The following is a 22,341-nucleotide window of genomic DNA, read 5'->3' as shown; positions in this document are numbered from 1 at the left end:
CTTTTTTCCTTTTGTTGCGTAAAAAAATGTTGAATAAAAAATTATTGGGTAAAAACTTACAATAAACTTTGCCAAAAAATGCCTTTTTGTTTGCTATTTTTTAACATTGTATTTAACGAAACTAATGATTTAATTTCCAATGTGTTAAAAACATTGGGTAATGGTGTAACACAGCCGATTTTGCGTGGAGCATTGTTTTTTTGATTGACATTATTTTGATTAAAACGACAAACAAAGCCTTCAAACATTGCCAACGCCAATACATCTGTACACATTTGTTCTTGTGTCATCATTGATACAAAACCATCACTTTGGTGTGAAAGTAATGGAAATGTGAAATCTTGCGGTGTTAAATGCAAATTTTTGGCGATATTTTGCCAAAGTTGTAGCTGTTTGTCATTTTTGATTAACACATCAGTATCTGCCAAAATTATCCAATCACGAAATATCAAAGCCTGTAAGCTAAATTTATCAATGATTTTAGCAGTATTAACATCTGGTTCATCTATTTCGTCATCTGCTAATTCATTAATTTGATAGCTATCATGATGTGGCTCATCTAAATAAAAAAACGCTTCGTTATGTGGTTCGTCATTGGTTTTTTGCCAATCTATCGGCTCAAAAAACGGCTCAAGACTATCGGCAAGCTGTTCTAAAGTTAGCTCAATCACAGGGCTATCTTGACTCGCCCAACGCGTAACGCCTAACTCGGCAAGCAGCTGATTTTGCCAAATTTGGTAGTGTTGATTGTCCTGCGGATTAAGCATCCAAAATTAAACCTTGTTACTCAATCGGTGCAATCGGTGGCACAACATCGGCATTTTGTCCACGGTGGCGTAAATAATGGTCGGCAAGCACCATTGCCATCATGGCTTCGGCAATCGGTGTGGCTCGCACGCCCACACATGGGTCATGTCGCCCTTTGGTGAGCATTTGCACCGTATTGCCATAAATATCAATGCTTTGTCCTGCGGTGGTAATGCTGGACGTTGGTTTTAATGCCATGCTGACTTTAATAGTCTGACCGCTAGAAATACCGCCCAAAATACCGCCAGAGTGATTTGCCAAAAAGCCATTTGATGAAAGCTCATCTTGCGACAAATGCCCAAACTGCTCGGTAACTGCCATGCCATCACCAATTTCCACGCCTTTGACCGCATTAATGCTCATCATTGCATGGGCAATGTCGGCATCTAGCCTGTCAAAAATCGGCTCGCCCAAGCCCACAGGCACGCCTGTTGCCAGTACGGTGAGTTTTGCCCCAACGCTTGTGCCTTGTTCACGGCATTCGGTAATCAGCCGTTCAAACGCTGGCAAAATGTCTTTGTCGGCACAAAAAAACGGATTGCTATTGACAAATTCCCAGTCAATTTCATGCTCTGGGACTTCTTTGGCTTTGATGTTGCCAATTTGCGTTACATAGCCACGAATTTGCACACCCAAACGCTCAAATAAAAACTTTTTGGCAATCGCTCCACTTGCCACACGCATGGCGGTTTCACGAGCGGACGAACGCCCACCGCCACGATAATCCCTAAACCCATATTTCATGGTGTAGGTGTAGTCGGCATGATTGGGGCGAAAGGTGTCTTTGATGTCGCTGTAATCTTTGGATTTTTGATTAGTGTTGCGAATAAGTAGTCCAATTGGTGTGCCTGTGGTTTTGCCTTCAAACACGCCAGAGATAATCTCAACGATGTCATCTTCACGGCGTTGGGTGGCAAATTTGCTTGTACCCGGTTTACGGCGATCAAGGTCAATTTGTAAATCCGCTTCGCTGATGGCGATGTTTGGCGGTACACCATCAACGATTGCCATTAAGCCTACGCCGTGCGACTCGCCTGCTGTGGTTACGGTGAAGTTTTTTCCAAAAGTGTTGCCTGACATGGGGTTTCCTATTCTTCTGTAATAATTTGTTCGTTATTCATAAATGCTTCAAAAGCATCTATAGGGGCAAAATCAATAGTATATTTATATTGCTTTTTGCCATCTGACCATAATAATGCAGTTTTTGTATTATCTATAATCGTTAAATTATTCGTATCTATCAGCGGATAATCGCATTCAAATAATGAAAATTTTCCTTTATCTCTTGTAATATAATGGTAAATATTACCATTTTCTAACAAACCAAGCCTTTTATAATCTGCTTGCATTCTTTCATTTTTAATTAAAGAAATACAGTTTGCTAAATCTTCTAAGTTGTTTTTATGAGAATGAATGTCAAATTGACGGCTTTTTAATTGCATGACTTTTTGAAAAGATGGCGTACTATTCATCCATGTTTTCAAACCAATTCCGATTCTCAAATCTCCAAAAACGGATAAAACATCATGTGGTGTATTACCAATATCAACATTTTCTGCTTTAAAAATTCTAGCAAAAACGGTTTCTTGAAATTTAGAATCAAGATAAGGGATTAAATCGCCTTGTTTTTGGCGAAATAAGTTTGTTAAAGCTCCATAAACTTGAAGAAATTTAATATATTCATTACGCTGTTCTTTGTCGTATTTTTCCCAAACGCTCATAAAATCACCTGCAATATATTTTCTGCGATTTTTTTAACCAAAGGCATAGTAACCGAATTACCTGCTTGCATATACAGTTTACTATCGGCAATATTAGGAAAAACAAAATTTTTTACATCATAACCTTGAAAAGCAAAACACTCTTTTGGGGTTAATTTACGAATACCAAAATCATCTAAAATTAATGGCACATTATGCCCACCTGTCCCCATATTTGCCGTAAGCGTTGGGCATTGACCGTTTTTATTTTCTCTAACATACACCCTACGCCATTGATAAATCGTGTCTTTGTTTTTCATCTCTTCCAAAAGTTGCGGATAATATTTTGATTTATGATAATAGTATCTTTCATCTTTTTTATCATGTTCCAAAATATCATGAATGGTTTTTGTTAATTCAATTTTGTTGGGAAATTTAAATTTTTTTGTATCAAAATTTTGCTTTTTATCAAAAGCAATAATAAAAATCCGCTCTCTATTTTGGGGAATATTGGCGTATTCAGCCGTATTTAACACTTGATAAAATACTTCGTAATTTAGCTTATTTTGTAAAATATCCAAAATAACTTTAAAGGTATTTCCTTTATCATGGCTAACTAGATTTTTAACATTTTCTAAAAAAATAACGTTTGGGCGATGTTTTGCAATAACTTGCTCAATGTCAAAAAATAACGTGCCACGACTGTCAGAAAAGCCTTTTTGATAACCTGCAATAGAAAAGGCTTGACAAGGAAAACCCGCACACAAAATATCAAATTGTTGCGGAATTTTCGCTTTTGTTTCATCTAGAGTAATATCGCCAAAAGGCATTAATCCATGATTGGCAAAATAGGTTTTTTGTGCATTGACATCAATTTCACTGGCAAAAACACATTCACCGCCCAATTGCTTTAACGCAAAATGAAAACCGCCCACACCTGCGAACAAATCAATAAAAGTAAATTTTTTATCAGACACGCTATTTCTCAATGATTATACATTTAGTATTCAAAAACCTACATTTTATAATGAACCAAAACCAAACACAAGCCACAAATACAACTTTTGCGATTCACACAAAAACAAACGCTCAAACAAAAAAGGCGTGCATTGTCGCACACCTTTTTAAACAAACAATTTTAAATAAACAGTATCAATGAGTTAATTATTTATTTGGCACAGTCAAAACTTGACCGATTTTTAACTGTGTGGTGCTCGTCATATCATTCATGCCTGCCAACTCTTTGGTAGAAATGCCATATTTTTTGGCAACAGAAATTAAGTTATCACCAGACTTGACTTTATAAGTTGTCGTCAATTTTGGCACTTTGATTTTTTGACCTTTTTGCAAAGATGCATTGGCTTTTAGATTGTTTAATCCTGCCAAATCAGTCGCTGAAATGCCATATTTTGCCGACAGGCTATTTAGGCTTTCGCCAGATTTTACGCTGTAGCTTTCGGTTGCACCTTTGTATTTGCTAACTGGTTTTGACTCTTTGGTGTCTGCTTTCTCGGTTTGTTTTGTGGTCGCTTTACTGGAGGTTTTGCCAGCTTGTGGAATGGTGAGTTTTTGCCCTGCTTGGATACCGCTATTGCTTTTTAAACCGTTGGCACCGGCTAATTCGGCTTTTGAGATATCAAATTTATCTGCAATCGCATTTAAACTTTCGCCACGTTTCACCGTATAATCAACCCCTTTGCCTGTCAAAGCATAAGTCGCTTTGGCTTGACCTGCTGGTACGGTAATCACTTGTCCACGTTGCAGTTTTGAGTTGGCATTTACACCATTATTCAAATCGGCAATATCATCAGCCGATACGCCCAACTTGTTGGCAATGCCAATCAGTGTATCGCCTGATTGTACGGTGTATTTACTGGTTGCACCTTGGTATTTTTTGGCGGTGGTTTGTGTAGTGGTGGCTTTGGTCGTTGCAACTTTGTCAGGGATTAACCAAAGCGTTTGTTTGGTTTTAACTTGGTAATTGGTTGGCAAGTTGTTATATTTTGCTAAATCCGCCACGCTTAAATCAAATTTATCCGCAATGCTTGTCAATGTGTCGCCAGATTGTACCACATAGCTATTTGGGCGTTTGGCTGGCGTGGTGGCTTTGGCTTCCATTGGTTTGGCGTTGTACAAGTACAAGGTTGAGCCTGCCAATAGTGGTGCATTCGGGTCAATCTGATTCCAATCTGCGATATCACGCCAGTTCACGCCTGCACGACTGGCGATGTTAGACAATGTATCACCACTTTTAACCTGGTATGTAGTGCGTGTGCCTGATGGACGTTGTACGGCAGGTTTTGTTGTTGTGGTTTTTTTGCTGTCTGCTTTTGGCTTGTCATAGCTTAACTTTTTGGTTTCGCCTTTGGCTTCTAGGACAGACTGTTGCGTTTGAATGGCATCAAGTTTGATATTACCATCAGTTGGGTTAATCGCTTGGGAAACTTGTGGCGATGATGCTTCAATTTGTTGTGCAATCATATCACGCTCAGCAGCTGATAGTGGCGGTTCTTGCATAATGGTATTATTTGGCGTTACGACAACTGATGTCGTTGGCAACGTGTTTGCCGTTTGCATTTCTTGGGTAATTTGTCTTTGCTCACTGGCACTAATTGGTGGCTCGCTACTGACGGTTGGTGCGACATATGATGTCGTCTGATTTTTCACCATATTGGTTGCCATTGCCGCTAAATCTGAACTTGATGTTGGTAATTTTTCATTTTTTTTAAAGGCATCTTGTGTTGCTGATAAAGAATCACCCGAGCCGACCACCACTGGCGTTGGGATATTGTTAGTTGGTGTGTTTGGTGTTACATAGCCATTGCTTGCGGTATAAGTGGACGCAAACCCGTTGCCAGTCAAACGAGAAATTTGACTGTCAATTTTGTTATTCACATCGTTTGGAATTAACACACGGCTAGGGCCCGACATATCCACAGAACCTGCCAACAAGCCACCATTTAACGCACGCAATTCTTCGTAACTGACACCTGTTAAGCTGCTCACTTCTGATAACGTTACGCCCACATTGGCAGGAACACTACGAAAATGCTGACGATTGGCAATCGCAGGAATGGTTACACCATAAGAATACGGGTCTTTGATAATTTGGGCGACAGCCATAAAACGTGGCACATAATTCATCGTTTCTGTTGGCAAACGCAGTGACCAATAATCAGTTGGCAAGCCTTGCGACTGGTTATAACGAATGGCAGAACTCACACGCCCCGGACCTGCGTTATAGGCTGCCAATGCCAATTCCCAACTACCAAATTGATTATAAAGACTGGTCAAAAAGTCATAGGCAGCACGAGTAGACTCAATCACATCACGGCGACCATCAAAGGTTGATGTTTGATTTAAACCATAAATCCGCCCTGTACTTGGAATAAACTGCCAAAGACCTGCCGCATCCGCATTACTGGTCGCATTGGGGTCATACGAGCTTTCAATCACAGGCAACAACGCAAGCTCAGCAGGAATATTACGGCGTTCCGCCTCACGCACGGTATGATACAAATATCGGCTAGCACGAGCGGTTAAACGGTTCAAATAATCTTGACGGCTGATAAACCAACTTTTTTGTGCCTCAATACGTGGGTCATAATAACTGCTATTCATCTTATAATTGGCACGCAATCTATCCCACAAATTACCGTACTGTTGTACCAACAGCGTACTATTTTCCACCATTGTCATATCGGTTGCTTCAAGCAAACCTTCAAGCTCATCTAAACTATCCATATCCAACAAAGCCGCACTTTGCTGTGCTGATTGTGCTTTTGTTGACGACACACCATTTACCATCGGTTGCGACACAGGACGGTTTGCCACTTGGCTATTATTCACCGTTGGCGTACTGCCACACGCTGACAACAACAAACCTGACACCGTCAACGCAAGTGGTGTACGCAATGCAGTCAATTTAATATTTGACATAAATAATTCCTTAACAATATAATAAAAAGATATTGCCGCATAGTTTACAACAAAATAACAGTGAAACAAAATTTTTATCTCAAAAAAAAGCACAAAATTACAAAAAAACATGACAGCACACAACCCATCATCTGATTTTTTACATCAAATTGACTTTTGCCAAAAATGGTATCAGACTTTAGCCATACCCAACGCATTTTTTGACAATCAATTTGCCAATATATTTGAACTGTTAAATCAAGCCATCTACCAAACAAATATTGATAAAAATTTCAAAAACTACCAACAAAAACCGATTAAATTTGTTGCTCAAGATGACTTACCACCGCAAACCACTTACGAAAGTTTTATCGCCAATACAGGCAACATTCCCACCAGAAACAATTTTCACGACCTGTTAAACGGTCTGATTTGGCTAAATTTTCCCAAAACCAAAGCCGTTTTTAACCAATTACACGATCAAAACATTCAAGCCCACGGCATTAGCAACTCTCGCACGCCATTACGCAACGCCTTGACTTTATTTGATGAAAATGGTGGCGTGGTGATTAGCCGTTTGCCAACCATTTTGACCGCTTTACAAGAGTTTGACTGGCGAACCGCCCTATTTGACAACGCTTGGCAACATGATGGCATAACCACGACCCAATTTTTTGCCATCGGTCATGCCTTATTAGAAAAACTCATCACCCCACGCAAAAATATCACCGCCCATGTGTTGCTGATTTCGGCTGATGATGATTTTTTTGCCATGTCAATTGATAAACAACGTGAAACATTGGACATATTTTTGGCAAACTTTTTTTTACAACAAACGCTGTTTTCAAAAATGTTTCAACCCTTGCCAATCTTGGGTATTCCAACGTTTTGCCAAAATCAAAATTTAGATTTTTATCAAGATTCATCGGTATTTCGTGAAAAACGACTTGGCACGCCTGCCAGCATTTACCAATTTTAACTTTTATCATTTTGAACGCTAATTTGCTAAAATCAGGTTGAATTTTAACCAAAATCTTGTTAAATTAAATCCACCATGTGAATAATTTTTATCAACATTTATAAGGAAATCTCATGACCACCAAAGTTATCAATACCCCAAATGCCTTACGTTTTGTTACAGGTAGCCTTGCCCCTTATATTGAGCTAGATTGGCACGCTTTTAGCCTTGAGCAGTTAGAAAGCTTGTTAGACAGTGTCGTGCGTTTTGAGATTGAGCATAATAATTATTTGCGTCATCAAGAATATAAAGACAAAAAAGGGGCGAATATTGAAGTATTCCGCTTTGGCAACACCTTAAAATTGTCTAGTCTTGGCGATACCTTGTTAGTGGTGCAAGATAACAATTTTGCTGTCTAATTTATCACCCAATTTGCCGTCTAAAACCTTTAGCAAAACTGTCAAAATCTGTTTGGCAGTTTTGGCGATTGCGGTGGTTTTAGCCAGTATTCAGCCATTACATTTTCCCAGTTATTTGTTACATCAAGCTGGCACGTTGATTTGTGTCGGCGTTTTTTTGTACCTAAAAAAAGCCATTGGACTGTCTGATAAAGCCTTTGTCGGTGGCACGTTGTTTTTGCTCATTCATATTATTGGGGCGAGATATTTGTATTCTTATACGCCTTATAGTGAGTGGACGCAGGCGCTTTTTGGTTTTTCGTTGGATAAGGTGATGGGCTGGCAACGCAATATGTACGACCGTTTGGTGCATTTTTGTTATGGTTTGTGTTTGTTTGGGTTGTTTTTTGATATTATTCAACATTATTTTAAAAATATTGGCAAAAAACAGGTGATTTTGTTAGTGTTGATGCTAAATATGTCCACCAGTTTGGTGTATGAATGGATTGAATGGGCGTTGGCAATGACGATGTCGCCAAAGCAAGCGGAAGCCTATAATGGGCAACAGGGCGATATGTGGGACGCTCATAAAGATATGTTTTTGGCGTTTTTGGGTGGAATTATAAACCTATTTACCAGATTAGAACAAGACAATAGTTGAAAAAAATTTACAAAAAATATATAATACATAACCTTTTAAAAACGTTTCAATCTTATTCTGGTTAAAAAAAGCAGAGTTTATCAAAAAGTTATAATTTTATTTTCAATTTCTATGGTGACCTCCTATGAAACTTAATAACTACTTCATTTTTTTACCAATTATTTTGGTTACAGCCTGTTCTCAAAATGAGTCAAAAAAATCAACTGAAACAGCTCCATCTGATACTCAAACCTCTCAGCAAACTCAAAATCCAGCAGATAAAGCTTATATTGTCGCAGTTGATTCCAACTTCTCTCCATTTACATCATTAGATGAAAAAGGTTTGCCTATAGGATATGATATTGATTTAATAGAAGCTATCACTAAAAAATCTGGCATACAAATTCAAATCATCAGCAAGCCTTGGGCACAATTTCCACAAGCATTAGAGACAAACCAAATAGATATGTGGATTGCCGGTATTTCAATCACGGATGATCGTAAACAAATTGTTGATTTTAGCGACCCTTATTTATCATATACAACAAGCATCTTGACAAGAAGTGACCCAGAAAGTTTGCAAATGAATCAAGATAATATAGGTTTGTATAAATTGATTGCCTTAAAAGGTACTGTAGATTATACTTCTGCTCAAGCGTTAGTAAAAAACCCTGAAAATTTAGTAGCAGTTAAAACGACTTTTTTGGGTATAAAAGATATTGCTTCTAAAAAAGCGGATGGCTTTATTAATAATGATAAAGTTCTAAATTATTATATTAAACAGCATCCAGAACTTAAATTACGCACTTTTAATATCACGAACTCTGCACAAACTAATGAATTAGGCATTGCATTTAAAAAAGGGAATAGCGAACTAATTCAAAAAATCAACACAGGTCTTACACAAATTAAACAAGATGGTACTTATAATAAAATCAATGAAAAATGGTTTGGTAAAACTGAGTAATATTTACTAAAATAAAGACAAACTTTGCACGAAAAAATCATCATAAATTTTCGTGCAAAGTTGCGAAATTAACAAGCACTGAAAACAAACCATGAATACCAACTATTGCTTACCAACCGACATCACCGCCGAACGATTTATCAACGAATATTGGCAAAAAAAACCATTACTGATTAAAAATGGCTTACCGCAGCTTATCGGCATGTTTGAACCCGATGACATCATTGAACTTGCTCAAGATGAAGATGCAACCGCACGTTTAATCACCCAAAAAAATAACCAATGGTCGCTAAAAACATCGCCATTTAAAGAAAAAGACTTTAAAAACCTGCCAGAACATTGGACGGTTTTGGTACAAAACTTGGAACAATGGTCGCCAGAGTTGGCAAATCTTTGGCACGCTTTTGACTTTGTCCCACAATGGCAACGTGATGACATCATGGTATCCTACGCCCCAAAAGGCGGTTCAGTCGGTCGCCATTATGACAATTACGACGTGTTTTTGGCTCAAGGCTATGGCTCACGCCGTTGGCAATTGGGCGTTTATTGCGATGAAAATACCCAGTTTGAAAAAGGGCAACCCATTCGTATCATGAGCGAAAGCGACATGGGCGAGCTGATTTTTGATGAAGTGCTTGAAGCGGGCGATGTGCTGTATGTGCCGACAGGTTTGTCGCATTTTGGCGTGGCACAGGACGATTGTTTGACTTTTTCATTTGGCTGTCGCCGTCCGACTCCTCTAGCCTTGCTGGATAATTTGGCGGACGTGGCAACGCATTTTGACACATTGACCATTCCGCTAAAAATCGCCCAACCTTTGACAACCGTAGGCGAAGTTTCAAAACAAAGCATTGACGATATCAAACGCCAATTGATTGAAATTTTGCAATCAGAACAAGGCGATACCTTAATTACACAGGCGGTCATGGAAACGGTGAGCAAACGCCAATATGATTTAATGCTTGCCGATGATGTGATGAATGATGATGAAATCCTTGATGCATTACAAAATGGTGCGGTGATTCGCCAAGATTTAGCCAGTCGGATTGTGTATCATGATGAACAAATTTTTGTGAATGGTGAGTTATTGCACAATGATGATTTTGATAACAATACCAAAAATTTGTTAATTCTTTTGGCAAATGGTGAAACGCTAAATTTTGATGATATCACACGCCAACAAGTCGCTATTAGCGATATCGCTGAATGGGCGGAAAATGGCTGGATAACTGTGGATTTTGATTAATTTTTCAAATAAAAAAACCCTTAAAATATTGATTTTAAGGGTTTTTGTTTATTTTAGATTAGAACCATTTATAAGTCGCTGATACAAAGGCATTTACGCCTTTTTGGTTGTAGCCGTAAACGGTTTCGTAATCTTCGCCTGTTAAGTTGTTTAGACGGCTACTGATGGTTAAATTTGGATTTAGATAATAATTACCGCTCAAATTTAACAAAGTGTAGCTATCTAAGCTGTTATTGTTTGCTGTGTCACGAAAACGTTCACCAACGTGCTGAACTTCCGCCCGCACATCATAATTTGATTGTTTATAACCAACATAAATCAAGCCTTTATGGTTTGGCTGATAAGTTAATTCCTTATGAGAAGTTTTATCTTCTGTGTCTAAATAATCATAATTTAAACCGAATAACGTATTATTCACAGCCCAATCACTTGTTAATGAAATACCTTGCATTTTTGCTTTATCAATATTTTGCATTTGACCTGCATAAGTGGTAAAGTCTGTCGTTACCCATTTCAATTTATCTTTAACATCAGATTGAAAAGCGGTTAAACGAGTTTTTTGCAAATCATTGCTATGCTCAACAAAAATTTCACTGTTTTTGCTAGTTTCGGCTTTTAGTTTAGGATTTTCGGAGCCTGGGAAATATAAATCATTAAACGTTGGGGCTCTAAAATTGGTTGCGTAAGACGCACCGACACGCAAGTTTGGCAAAATACGATATGCACCACCAACATTATAAGTCGTTTCATTGCCAAATTGTGAATTATCATCATTTCTGACGTTTAGTTGAGCATCAAATTTGTCATTATTTAACAAATAGCCTGCAAACACACTTTTGACTGTGCGATTGTCCACAGTATAAGGTTTCGTACTATCAACTTCTTGTTTCAAATGTTCATAACCACCGATGATTTGACCGATAGGCAATTGATAACCCAATTGTAAATTGGCTTGTTGTTGCTTGGTGTCATACTGTCCACCTGTTGGCGTACTACCATCGTAAGCTGTTGACTTATCAAAACTTTGACCATATTTAACATTCGCAGTTAATTTGCCATAATTGGCATTAGCAAATGCAGAAACTGCCCCATTTTTTTGGTCAGAATAAGTATTGATATATGGCAAACTTTGCCCTGAAGCAGAATCATATCGACTGCTGTCATAATCTGTGGTAGATTCAGCGTATAACCCTGTTAAACCGACATCAATATTGTCATTAAGGCGTTGTTTGGCAACTAGGCTTGCATTTTTTGATTCAAATCCATCTTTATCTGCATAATATGAATAACTATTGTTGGTATTGGTTGCGTTAATACCACCAGTTTTTTCATAACCTGCTGATAGACTTAAGGTTGAGTTTTGATTAACCAATTGCCCTGTGATTTGTCCTTTATAGCTGTCTTGTGTACCTGCACCAACTGTTAATGCAACGTTAGACTGATTGGCATTTTGCCCTTTGGTAAAAATCTGAATCACACCGCCCATCGCATCAGAGCCATAAAGGCTAGAACCTGACGCACCATGTAGCACTTCAATACGGTCAATTTGGTCGGCAGGGATTAGACTTAATGCTGGACTACCTGTGGTCGCTGAACTGTAACGGATACCATCAATTAACACAAGTACAGCATTACTATTGTAACCACGCAAACGCACGCCACCAGATGTACCGTCACCCCCATTTTGTGTAATATAAAACCCACCTTGATGACGCAACACATCAAGCACGCTTTCCCCTTGATAGCGTTTCAAATCTTCTTCATCAATCACAGTCATCTGTGCGATGGTGTTTTTAGTCGCAAGTGGGGTACGAGTGGCAGTAATGGTAATTTCTGGTAAAGTAGCAGTTGGCTCAGTGCTATCATTGGCAAATGCGACAACGCTCACAGCCGATAATGCAATGGCTAAACTAGAAAGTTTAGCTTGGTTTTTGATAACTTGGCTTTTCATAAATAACCTCATGATAAAAAAGAAAAGCATATTTTAACAAAAACACAACATTTTAATCCATCTAAATTTATAAAATTATATGGCAAATATTCATGAAAGCATGAATACAGTTAAATATTTTAAATATAATAAAAATATAAATTAAAATATTTAAACAATATAGACATAAAAAAATCCAGAATATCGCTGTCTATGTGAACCCATGAACTGTGATGTTCAAAGGTGGGTTTCGCAACCATTCTTAAGGTTTCCTGATACACCCAAAAGGTGCAGGCATACACAACAAATGATTAGAACGCATACCCTAAAGTAAATTATCAGCTCAGGTATTATCATAGACTGGCGAATATTCCAGACAGCTTTATTATACAAAAATTGTCATCATTTTGCAATTTTTTAATGCAATGGCACAACTTTTAAAATCTCTTCAAAGGTAGTTATCCCTTCGGCAACTTTTTTTGCCCCTGCTAAGCGTAACGGTTGCAAGCCGTCTTGATAGGCTTTTTGAGTTAAAGTGTTCAGATTTGCCCCTTCGCTAATCAGCCGTTTTAGCTCATTATTTAACACCATAATTTCGTACAAACCCACACGCCCCATATAGCCTGTATTTCGGCATTGCTCACAGCCGACTGGGTACGGTATCATCTCTGGGGCTTGGGCTTTCCAAGGGGTTGTGAGTTCATGCCAAGTTTGTTTTTCAATATCGCTAATCGGTTTTTGGGTTTTGCAATGTGGGCAAAGCGTTCGCACAAGGCGTTGAGCCATCACGCCCAAAATCGTTGCCGATGTCAAAAACGGTGCAACGCCCAAATCATGCAAACGTGTCAAAGAACTCGGTGCATCATTGGTGTGCAAAGTGGACAACACCAAATGCCCTGTCAAACTCGCCTGCACCGCCATGTCTGCCGTTTCGGTATCCCGAATCTCACCTACCATGATGATATCAGGGTCTTGACGCATAAGCGAGCGAATCCCATCAGCAAAATTTAAATCAATATTGGCTTGCACTTGCATTTGGTTAAAGGCAGGTTCTACCATTTCAATGGGGTCTTCAATGGTACATACGTTCACTTCATCAGTCGCCAATTGTTTTAAGGTACTATAAAGCGTGGTCGTTTTACCAGAGCCTGTCGAGCCTGTTACCAAAATAATGCCGTTGGGCTGAGCGGTCATTTCATGCCATTTTTGCAAATCACGCCCAGTTAAACCAAGCTGTTGAAACGAACGCACCAACACATCAGGGTCAAACACACGCATGACCAATTTTTCACCAAACGCAGTCGGCATGGTGGACAGTCGCAGTTCGGTTTCTAATCCTTTGGGCGTGCGAGTTTTTAGTCGTCCGTCTTGCGGTTTGCGTTTTTCAGCAACGTTTAAACGTCCCAAAATCTTTATCCGAGCGACCACTGCCGTCATAATACCAGCAGGCATTTCATACACGGTGTGTAACACGCCATCAATGCGAAATCGCACTTTGCCAGTTTCTCGGCGTGGCTCAAGGTGAATGTCACTGGCTCGCTGGTCAAAAGCGTATTGCAGTAACCAATCCACCACTTTGACGATGTGATGGTCGTTGGCATCAGGATTTTCAATATTGCCAAGTTGTAACAAGGCTTCAACATTGGTTACGTCCGCTTCGGCACGTTTTTGGCTGTTATTCGCCCCTGCGATGGCTTTGGTTACTTGATAAAATTCTTGGCGGTAGCGGTTGATTTGGTCTGGGCTAATCAGCACCGTTTTGATGGTTTTTGGTTTGACAATATGTTCAATGTTTTGTCGCCAATCAAAAAATAACGGCTGGTCTGTGCCAATCACCACGTTATCATCATTGACTGCCACAGGCAAAATATACTGTGATTTGGCATATTCAAACGACATAATGGCGGTAACAGACGGCACATCAACTTTTAATGGGTCAATCCGCACATAATCCACTTTGGCAAAATCAGCAAGCCAGCGGTTTAACTTATCCAAAGTCAAAGGCTGAGCGGTTTTTTTATCGGTCAAATTAAAACCAGCAATCACTTGTAAAGGGTGCAAATTTGGGCGATTGCTCGTTAAAACCAAGTTATAATCACGTTGGTCAATATGCCCTGCTTTTAACAATTCGTCCAAACACCAACGAGTGTCAATCACGATAGAAAACTGTTCTGATAACATGATTTGCCTTATGTTTTTGTGGGGTTTTTCTTAAAAAAATGTTAAATTAACCTTGATGACTTGCCATAAAGTCTTTGACACGCTGCGATTTTGGGTTATCAAATACTTCACTTGGTGTACCGATTTCTTCAATTTTACCTTGATGTAAAAACACCACTTGGCTTGACACATCACGAGCGAACCGCATTTCGTGGGTTACGATTAACATGGTGCGACCTTCTTCTGCCAAAGATTTCATTACCGCAAGCACTTCATTCACCAATTCTGGATCAAGGGCGGAAGTCGGCTCGTCAAACAACAATACTTGCGGTTTCATCGCCAACGCACGAGCAATGGCGATACGCTGGCGTTGTCCACCAGACAAGTTTTCTGGATAAGCGTCTTTTTTATCCAACAAACCTACACGTTTTAACAAAACTTCTGCCTCGCTAATTGCTTGACTTTTAGGGATTTTTTGGACTTGGGTTGGACCTTCAATGATATTTTCTAAAATGGTTTTGTGTAGCCAAAGGTTAAAACTTTGAAACACAAAACCAATTTTTGAGCGAAATTTTTCTAATTGTTTTTGCTCGGTTGCGACTAAATCGCCTGTTTTGCCTTTTTTGAGTTTTAATTCTTCACCGCTCAAAAAAATCTGCCCTTGCGATGGATTTTCTAGTAGATTGATACAGCGTAACAGGGTTGATTTGCCCGAACCACTAGACCCTAAAATACTGATAACATCGCCGTCATAGGCGGTTAATGACACGCCTTTTAATACTTCTAAATGCCCAAAATTTTTGTGAATATCGTTGAGTTGTAGGGCGATGGGTTTTTGTGATTTTGACATTTCAGTGGACATATTTTTTTCCAAAAAACAAATAAAAGCAAAATAAAGAAATTAACCGCTTATTTTCGCTTAAATTGGCAAAAAACGCAAATTTTTTATTCGTTAAATTGTTGAAGTTATCACAAATTTGACGGTTTTTTTATGCAAAAAATTATAGTACAATGCTAAAATATTTATTTTTAGAAATAATATTTATTAAAGACAGGCTAACCCACCCTACAAATTTGCTCTAATATAGACATTATTTCTTAAAAATTTGATTTACAAAAATTTTAAGGAAAAATCATGACAGATTATATGCAAAATCTTGGCAAAAACGCCCGTCAAGCGTCCGCCTTGCTCGCTCGTGCCACCACCGAACAAAAAAATAACGCCTTATTGGCGATTTTTGAACAATTAAAAACCCAAAAAAACCAAATTATGTCAGCAAATCAACAAGATTTGCAAAATGGACGAGAAAAAGGGCTAGATACCGCCTTGCTTGACCGCTTAGAATTGACCGACAGCCGCTTTGACACCATGTTACAAGGCTTAAAAGATGTGGTCGCCTTGCCAGACCCAATTGGCGAAATCACTGACATGACCTATCGTCCTAGCGGTATTCAGCTTGGCAAAATGCGTGTACCGCTTGGCGTGGTCGGCATGATTTACGAAAGCCGTCCGAACGTAACCATTGAAGCATCTAGCCTTGCGTTGAAATCTAGCAATGCGATTATTTTGCGTGGCGGTTCGGAAGCATTTTTTTCTAATCAAGCCCTTGCCAAATGCGTGCAGGACGGACTTGAGCAGGCAGGCTTGCCAAAATCGGCTGTGCAAGTGATAGAAACCACCGACCGTTCGGCTGTGGGCGAACTGATTACCATGAGCGAATTTGTGGACGTGATTATCCCTCGTGGCGGAAAAGGCTTGATTGAACGCATTAGCAATGAAGCGAAAATCCCTGTGATTAAGCATTTGGACGGAAATTGCCATACTTATATTGAGCAATCTGCCAATTTTGACATGGCGATAACAGTATGCGTGAATGCCAAAACGCAACGTTACGCACCTTGTAATACGACCGAAACTTTATTGATTGATAACGCTATTGCCAACGATTTTTTACCAAAAATCGCCCATGCCTTAGTCAATCAAGATAACGCCATGCAACTGCGAGTTTGTGAACAAAGTTTGTCAATTTTACAAAATGAAGAAAAACTACAATCTCATATTAGCAAAGCTACCGAAGAAGATTGGGATACGGAATATCTTGCACCGATTTTGGCGGTAAAAATCGTGGCGGATATGAATGAAGCAATTGCCCACATTAACCGACACGGTTCGCACCATACTGATGCGATTTTGACCAATGATTATGCCAAGTCGTTGCAGTTTTTGCGTGAAGTGGATTCTAGTAGCGTAATGATCAATGCGTCCACTCGTTTTGCCGATGGTTTTGAATATGGGCTTGGGGCGGAGATTGGTATTTCTACAGACAAAATCCACGCTCGTAGGCCTGTGGGCTTGCATGGCTTGACATCGCAAAAATGGGTAGTGTTTGGGCATGGAGAAATTCGTCAGTGAAAACAATAAAACCTAGCGAAATTTTAAAACAATATCACCAAGATATTTACACCATTATCACGGCTCACAGTGCCACCAATCCACGCATTTTTGGTTCGGTGGCACAAGGTTTGGACAATGTATTACAACAGGCAATTCCGCTATGACTTTATTAACCTAAACTTTATCCATACAGTAATTCGGTTTTTGTACAGTAGAATGTCGCCGTTGCCAGCCCGATTTTTTTCTAAAAAACCCAATTGCCAAACACAACAAATAAATCAAAAAGGAAATGGTCGTGATATATGGCGAAATCGGCAAGCCCGGTCCAAGCGACAACAAAATTCCACCCACGCCAGCGACCATCGCAAACAGCATAGACAAACCATAAATCAGTACAGGACGAGCCGTAACTTGCGAAGCTGCCGCTGTCGGCGTTATCAGCAACGATAACAACAACAACGCCCCAACCAGTTGCACACTCACCGCCACCACAAGGCTTAATATCAACATAAACAACAGCGACAGCCATTTTAAAGAAATGTGTTGTGCGGTGGCAATCTGTGGGTCAATCGCTGAAAAAAACATTCGCCGACCAAATATCGCCATCACCACAAACACAATGCCAGCGACAATCAGCATCGCTTGCAAATCCGCAGGTGTTACCGCAACGATTTGTCCTGTTAAAAGCCCAAATTTGTTTGATGAACGCCCTTGATACAACGATAAAAACAACACGCCAAGCCCAAGCCCAAACGGTAGCATAATGCCGATAAGCGAGTTGCGATTTTTACCATCAAGCCCCATGATTGCCAAAATCGTCCCCGCAATCACCGAACCAATCACCGCCCCCATCGTTACCGAAGTACCAAGCCACAAGGCACACGCCGCCCCTGCAAAAGAAAGCTCTGCCGTGCCATGCACTGCAAACGCCATATCACGAGCCTGTATCATCGGTCCTATCAAGCCTGCCAACACGCCCAAAATCATCGCTGCGATGATAGATGAATAGACCAACGGCAATAATTGAGCAAAATTGTCAAAATTAATCACCATATCAAGCGATGTAAGTAACATGAAACCCCTAATTTTATTTAAAATAGCTAAAATATTTTTTATTTGTATTGCTCAAATAATTCATGACCACCGACCATCGCTTGATTGTCTTTTAACAAAATAACTTTATTTGTCAAGGGAATAATCGGTGCTAACTCATGGCTAATCATCAAAATCGCCGTGCTATGACACTGCTGACGGTGCGACAAAATATCACACACGACATATTGACTTGCGACATCAAGGCTTAACAACGGCTCGTCCATCAACAACAAATCAGGCTCGGCGACCAAGGCTTGAGCAATTCGCATACGTTGCTGTTCACCGCCTGATAACAAATGTAACGGAATATCAGCAAACTCATGCCCGCCCACTTCGTCAATCGCTTTGTCAATCAGGTATTTTTTTTGTTTTGGCGATAGATAATATTTGCCAAAAGTTTTTTTTGGGTCAAAACAACCAAACAAATAATAACCGCCATCAAGTCCCAGTTTTACCAAATCTCGCCCGCGAATTGGCAGTTTGGGGTCAAAGTTTTTCAGTTGTGGGACATAGCCGATTTTTATTTGGTTTGCCAAATTGATTTTGCCATTTGTCAAAGTGTTTAAACCCAAAACACTGTGAAATAGCGTGGTTTTACCTGTGCCATTTGCCCCAAGCAACGCCACAAATTCCCCCGTAAAAATGTCAAAATTGACATCTTGCCAAAGCAAGCGTTGCCCCAATTTCATGGTGGCATTGCTCACGTTTAACAATTTTTCACATTTTTGGCAAGATTTATCACGATAAACCAAAGGTTTGGTTTGTGCTGTTTTGACAAAATGATTGCGTAAATCCATAACAACCTTATTTTGTGCTACTTGCCGTTGAAGCGATGGCGGTTGAAGCTGTCGCTATGCTTGCGGTCGCAGGTGTGTTGTGAACGGCTTTGGCAAAGTCATCAATGGTTTTTGTCATAAAGTCAATGTAATTATTCACGCCCGTTGGGAAAGTTTCGTACACCGAAACAGTTGGCACGCCTGTATTTTTGGCGATTTCAACCAATTGTTTTGATGTCGCATCTTCGGTTTGGGCATTGACGATTAACACTTGGGCTTGTTTGTTTTGGAGCAAGGTTTTGGTGTCATTTAGCACTTTCACCGACACGCCTGCGTCCGTTTCTGACTGCTCAATATAGGCGGTTGGCGTGATATTTTTAATCCCCATATCATCAAGCAAATAGCCAATCACAGGCTCGGTGGCAAAGGCGTTGATATTTTTGCCATTACCGACCATTTTGGCAGTCGTTTGTAATGCATTGATTTTACCAATAAAATCTTTGGCATTTTGCTCATAAGTGGCTTTGTGCGTTGGGTCGCTGTTGGCAAGCTGATTAGCAACCGCTTCGGCAACTTTTTTGGCAGTATCTAACGAAAAAAAGACGTGTTCATTAAAATCACCATGATGGTGATGATGGGCGTGGTCATGGTCTTTTTTATGCTCATGCTCGTGTTCGTGTTTGTCTTCATGCTCGTGTTCATCGGCAGGTTTTAAGCCTGACAAATCCACCGCATTGATAATCACAGGTTTATTATCCACCGATTTGGCAAGGCTGGTCGCCCAGTCATCATAGCCACCGCCATTGACTAGCACCAATTTGGCTTTGCTGATGTTTAATTTATCCTGTGCGGTGGCTTGATAGTCGTGTGGGTCTTGGCTTGCGTCATTCACCGCAATCACCACGTCCACATTTTCACCGCCAACCGCTTGAATAATAGAACCCCAAACGTTGGTAGATGTATAAGCGGTGATTTTTTCGCCTGTATTGGTTGTAGCGACAGAAGCGGTTTCGCTTTTTTCAGCATTTGGGGCTTGTGCCGTTTGGTTACTTTGGTTACAAGCTGTCAATGCCAACGTTGTCAAACCAACAGTTGCCAACCCAAAAAATTTACCCAATGTTGTATAACGCAATGTTTTATTGTATGTTTGTGTGAAAATTGACATCATGCACCTTTGTAAAGTTTTTTGTTTAAAATGTAAAAAAGCGTTTCATCAAAAAAGAATTGTTATAATATAACATTTTATAAAAATCTACAACTTAAATTTTTTTCAAACACATCAAAAAGTTTCACGAAAAATTTGCAAAAATGGGTTATTTTGTTATCAATTTATGCGATAATGTGAAAATTTTTAAACAATTAGGAGACTTTTATGTTTCATTTCAAAAATGCCTTGTTATTGCTGGGTTTAACCTTGTCAGTTGGCAGTTTTGCCGAGAGCTTGCCGACCACAGACGGTAACTTACGCATTGGGGCAAATGCATCATTTAACCAATACGCCTACCACCAAGACGACAAAGTTACCGTCATGCCACAGGCATTTTATGACAATAACCGAGTGTATATTAAAGGGGCAGAAGCAGGCGTGTATGGCTACAAAGATGCCAGCAACGAATGGCGAATGACAGTTGGTTATGATAGCCGTGAATTTCGTCCAGATGACAGCACAGTTGCCAATTTAAAAGGGCTTGATGAGCGAAAATGGTCAGTGATGGTCGGTTCAAGCTATATGAAAATCACCCCTTACGGTGGCTTTAGAATCCATGCCAAAACCGATGCTTTAGGGCGTAGCGATGGCACAACGGTCAAACTTGCCCATCTAAGCCGTTTTAAACTGATGGATAACCAATTAACCATCTACCCAGAATTGGGCGTACAATGGAATAACAAAGATTATAACCAATATTATTACGGTATTAGCCAACAAGAGTCAGCTCGCACAGGCGTAACCGCCTACCAAGCCGACAGCAGTATCAACCCCTATGCCAATGTCAGTGCCAGTTACGCCTTTAACCCAAAATGGAGCGGTTTTGTCAGCCAATCACTAGAATATCTCAGCGATGAACAAAAAAATAGCCCAATGGTAGACAACCGTTTAGACAGCAAAACCATAATTGGATTTAATTATCATTTTTAAGATTTTGTGAAAAAAGAAAAAAGGATTTGTCAAATTGATAAATCCTTTTTTAGTTTTATTATTAACAAAACTTAAGAATAAATATTTTTTAACAAATAAAACTTGAAAATAAACATTTTAACCTTATTATCATTTTAACGTTTTTTAAATAAGGAAAAAAGATGAACATTCGTCAAGTTGAACACGTCCACACTGCGCCACGTCCGCATTGGGTGGGTGATGGTTTTCACGTCAATCCCATGTTCAACCACATGGTCGGCGACAAACGCACCGACCCATTTTTGATGTTAGATTATGCTTCACCACAATATTTTGTGCCAAATCAAGCCACCCCACGTGGTGTGGGACAGCACCCACACAAAGGCTTTGAAACGGTTACGATTGCCTACAAAGGCGAAGTCGCTCACCGTGATTCTACAGGCGGTGGCGGTATCATCAAAAAAGGCGATGTGCAATGGATGACCGCTGGCAATGGCATTATCCACGAAGAGTTTCATTCTGATGAATTTAGCAAAACAGGTGGCGATTTTGAGATGGTGCAACTGTGGGTCAATCTACCTGCCAAAGACAAAGCCACGCCCGCCAAATATCAACTTTTGCCAAATGAAGACATCCCTGTGGTAAGCCTAAGCCAAAACCAAAAAACGGTCGGTCAAGTGCGTGTGATTGCAGGTGAGATGATTCAAGATGAACAAAAAATCAGCGTTATTAAAGGCTTGGGAACGACTTTTTCACCGATAAATCTGTGGGATATGGACATTGATGCCAATAGTGAAGTGTCAATTTTGATACCAAGTTCGCATAATTTGATGTTGTTAATCCGTCAAGGCGATGTGCTGATTAATGATAAAAATTCTGCAAAACAGCGTGAATTGGTAACATTTGAAACTGAAAGTGATGATACCAATACGCTAGATAGCGTTAGCATTCGTACAGGGGAAAACGGTGCGGAATTGGTGCTGATGAGCGGTGTGCCATTGAATGAGCCGATTGTCGGTTATGGTCCTTTTGTGATGAATACTGAAGCCGAAATTCGCCAAGCGGTTTTTGATTTTAATGCGGGTAAATTTGGGCAAATGGCTTAACATAGTATTTAGCATAAAAATATAGTGAATTAAATTTATTTTAGGACAGGAAACCGCTCGCCCTAGGCTTGTCGAAGGGTCGGTTTCCACTTCGCTTTGCTACGTCTTTCGAAGCAGTGCTTCTCAGGT

20 protein-coding genes and 1 other RNA gene are annotated in these 22,341 nt (G+C 39.8%); 9 read left to right on the top strand and 12 right to left on the bottom strand.

The window, feature by feature from the left end; all coding sequences use genetic code 11:
* Window positions 1-56 precede the first annotated feature (56 nt).
* The 5 genes from ACGTJS_RS10660 to ACGTJS_RS10640 all read right to left on the bottom strand — a co-directional run bounded on the left by ACGTJS_RS10660 (window position 57) and on the right by ACGTJS_RS10640 (window position 6,446).
* Window positions 57-767 carry a hypothetical protein gene (locus ACGTJS_RS10660; protein ID WP_410472043.1) on the bottom strand — a complete coding sequence of 237 codons (711 nt, stop codon included), beginning with the start codon at window positions 765-767 and terminating at the stop codon, window positions 57-59.
* A 16-nt stretch (window positions 768-783) separates the two neighbouring features.
* Window positions 784-1,887 (bottom strand): chorismate synthase, encoded by a 1,104-nt coding sequence (gene aroC, locus ACGTJS_RS10655; RefSeq protein WP_410472042.1) that lies wholly within the window; start codon window positions 1,885-1,887, stop codon window positions 784-786.
* 8 nt (window positions 1,888-1,895) lie between these two features.
* A complete protein-coding gene (locus ACGTJS_RS10650) occupies window positions 1,896-2,528 on the bottom strand; it encodes a hypothetical protein (RefSeq protein WP_410472041.1) in 633 nt (210 codons plus the stop codon).
* Complete coding sequence (gene dcm, locus ACGTJS_RS10645) at window positions 2,525-3,484, bottom strand: DNA (cytosine-5-)-methyltransferase (RefSeq protein ID WP_410472040.1); 960 nt, start codon at window positions 3,482-3,484, stop codon at window positions 2,525-2,527. The genes ACGTJS_RS10650 and dcm overlap by 4 nt, the downstream gene beginning before the upstream one ends.
* Window positions 3,485-3,671: 187 nt before the next feature.
* Window positions 3,672-6,446 carry a LysM peptidoglycan-binding domain-containing protein gene (locus tag ACGTJS_RS10640; RefSeq protein ID WP_410472039.1) on the bottom strand — a complete coding sequence of 925 codons (2,775 nt, stop codon included), beginning with the start codon at window positions 6,444-6,446 and terminating at the stop codon, window positions 3,672-3,674.
* 109 nt (window positions 6,447-6,555) lie between these two features.
* Here ACGTJS_RS10640 and ACGTJS_RS10635 point away from each other — a divergent pair, with 109 nt between their 5' ends.
* The 5 genes from ACGTJS_RS10635 to ACGTJS_RS10615 all read left to right on the top strand — a co-directional run bounded on the left by ACGTJS_RS10635 (window position 6,556) and on the right by ACGTJS_RS10615 (window position 10,634).
* On the top strand, window positions 6,556-7,404 hold the full coding sequence (locus ACGTJS_RS10635) for a DUF3025 domain-containing protein (protein ID WP_410472038.1): 849 nt from the start codon (window positions 6,556-6,558) through the stop codon (window positions 7,402-7,404).
* Between the two features lie 113 nt (window positions 7,405-7,517).
* A complete protein-coding gene (locus ACGTJS_RS10630; protein ID WP_410472037.1) occupies window positions 7,518-7,802 on the top strand; it encodes a hypothetical protein in 285 nt (94 codons plus the stop codon).
* A complete protein-coding gene (locus ACGTJS_RS10625; protein ID WP_410473263.1) occupies window positions 7,795-8,442 on the top strand; it encodes a DUF2238 domain-containing protein in 648 nt (215 codons plus the stop codon). Before ACGTJS_RS10630 ends, ACGTJS_RS10625 begins: the two co-directional genes overlap by 8 nt.
* A gap of 124 nt (window positions 8,443-8,566) precedes the next feature.
* Window positions 8,567-9,388, top strand: coding sequence for a transporter substrate-binding domain-containing protein (locus ACGTJS_RS10620; protein WP_410472036.1), 822 nt, complete (start codon window positions 8,567-8,569; stop codon window positions 9,386-9,388).
* Window positions 9,389-9,479: 91 nt separating this feature from the next.
* Window positions 9,480-10,634, top strand: a complete 1,155-nt coding sequence (locus ACGTJS_RS10615) for a JmjC domain-containing protein (protein WP_410472035.1) — start codon at window positions 9,480-9,482, stop codon at window positions 10,632-10,634.
* A 58-nt stretch (window positions 10,635-10,692) separates the two neighbouring features.
* On the opposite strand, the gene ACGTJS_RS10610 is transcribed toward ACGTJS_RS10615, so the two are convergent.
* The 4 genes from ACGTJS_RS10610 to ACGTJS_RS10595 form a co-directional block, all read right to left on the bottom strand.
* Window positions 10,693-12,585, bottom strand: a complete 1,893-nt coding sequence (locus ACGTJS_RS10610) for a TonB-dependent receptor domain-containing protein (RefSeq protein WP_410472034.1) — start codon at window positions 12,583-12,585, stop codon at window positions 10,693-10,695.
* A gap of 168 nt (window positions 12,586-12,753) precedes the next feature.
* A non-coding RNA gene (gene ssrS, locus ACGTJS_RS10605) (6S RNA) lies at window positions 12,754-12,946 on the bottom strand.
* Window positions 12,947-12,981: 35 nt separating this feature from the next.
* Complete coding sequence (locus ACGTJS_RS10600; protein ID WP_410472033.1) at window positions 12,982-14,745, bottom strand: GspE/PulE family protein; 1,764 nt, start codon at window positions 14,743-14,745, stop codon at window positions 12,982-12,984.
* Window positions 14,746-14,791: 46 nt separating this feature from the next.
* Window positions 14,792-15,574, bottom strand: coding sequence for an ABC transporter ATP-binding protein (locus ACGTJS_RS10595; RefSeq protein ID WP_410473262.1), 783 nt, complete (start codon window positions 15,572-15,574; stop codon window positions 14,792-14,794).
* A 285-nt stretch (window positions 15,575-15,859) separates the two neighbouring features.
* Between ACGTJS_RS10595 and ACGTJS_RS10590 the strand changes: the two genes are divergently transcribed.
* Together ACGTJS_RS10590 and ACGTJS_RS10585 are read left to right on the top strand one after the other, a co-directional pair.
* On the top strand, window positions 15,860-17,137 hold the full coding sequence (locus ACGTJS_RS10590) for a glutamate-5-semialdehyde dehydrogenase (RefSeq protein WP_410472031.1): 1,278 nt from the start codon (window positions 15,860-15,862) through the stop codon (window positions 17,135-17,137).
* The gene (locus ACGTJS_RS10585) at window positions 17,134-17,283 is read left to right on the top strand and encodes a hypothetical protein (RefSeq protein WP_315043499.1); all 150 of its coding nucleotides are present in this window, start codon (window positions 17,134-17,136) and stop codon (window positions 17,281-17,283) included. Before ACGTJS_RS10590 ends, ACGTJS_RS10585 begins: the two co-directional genes overlap by 4 nt.
* A 10-nt stretch (window positions 17,284-17,293) precedes the next feature.
* On the opposite strand, the gene ACGTJS_RS10580 is transcribed toward ACGTJS_RS10585, so the two are convergent.
* The 3 genes from ACGTJS_RS10580 to ACGTJS_RS10570 are packed head-to-tail and all read right to left on the bottom strand — an operon-like array spanning window position 17,294 to window position 20,155.
* Window positions 17,294-18,193, bottom strand: a complete 900-nt coding sequence (locus ACGTJS_RS10580; protein ID WP_410472030.1) for a metal ABC transporter permease — start codon at window positions 18,191-18,193, stop codon at window positions 17,294-17,296.
* 38 nt (window positions 18,194-18,231) lie between these two features.
* Complete coding sequence (locus tag ACGTJS_RS10575; RefSeq protein WP_315043502.1) at window positions 18,232-19,011, bottom strand: metal ABC transporter ATP-binding protein; 780 nt, start codon at window positions 19,009-19,011, stop codon at window positions 18,232-18,234.
* Between the two features lie 7 nt (window positions 19,012-19,018).
* Window positions 19,019-20,155, bottom strand: a complete 1,137-nt coding sequence (locus tag ACGTJS_RS10570) for a metal ABC transporter solute-binding protein, Zn/Mn family (RefSeq protein WP_410472029.1) — start codon at window positions 20,153-20,155, stop codon at window positions 19,019-19,021.
* A 207-nt stretch (window positions 20,156-20,362) separates the two neighbouring features.
* Between ACGTJS_RS10570 and ACGTJS_RS10565 the strand changes: the two genes are divergently transcribed.
* Together ACGTJS_RS10565 and ACGTJS_RS10560 are read left to right on the top strand one after the other, a co-directional pair.
* Window positions 20,363-21,127 carry a MipA/OmpV family protein gene (locus tag ACGTJS_RS10565; protein WP_410472028.1) on the top strand — a complete coding sequence of 255 codons (765 nt, stop codon included), beginning with the start codon at window positions 20,363-20,365 and terminating at the stop codon, window positions 21,125-21,127.
* Window positions 21,128-21,294: 167 nt separating this feature from the next.
* Entirely contained in the window at window positions 21,295-22,212 is a 918-nt protein-coding gene (locus tag ACGTJS_RS10560) for a pirin family protein (RefSeq protein ID WP_410473261.1), read from the top strand.
* The last annotated feature ends 129 nt before the right edge of the window (window positions 22,213-22,341 follow it).

Origin of the sequence: Faucicola mancuniensis (assembly GCF_046523945.1) — a bacterium.
Lineage (GTDB): Bacteria > Pseudomonadota > Gammaproteobacteria > Pseudomonadales > Moraxellaceae > Faucicola > Faucicola mancuniensis.
This window is presented reverse-complemented; position numbering and strand designations above follow the sequence as displayed.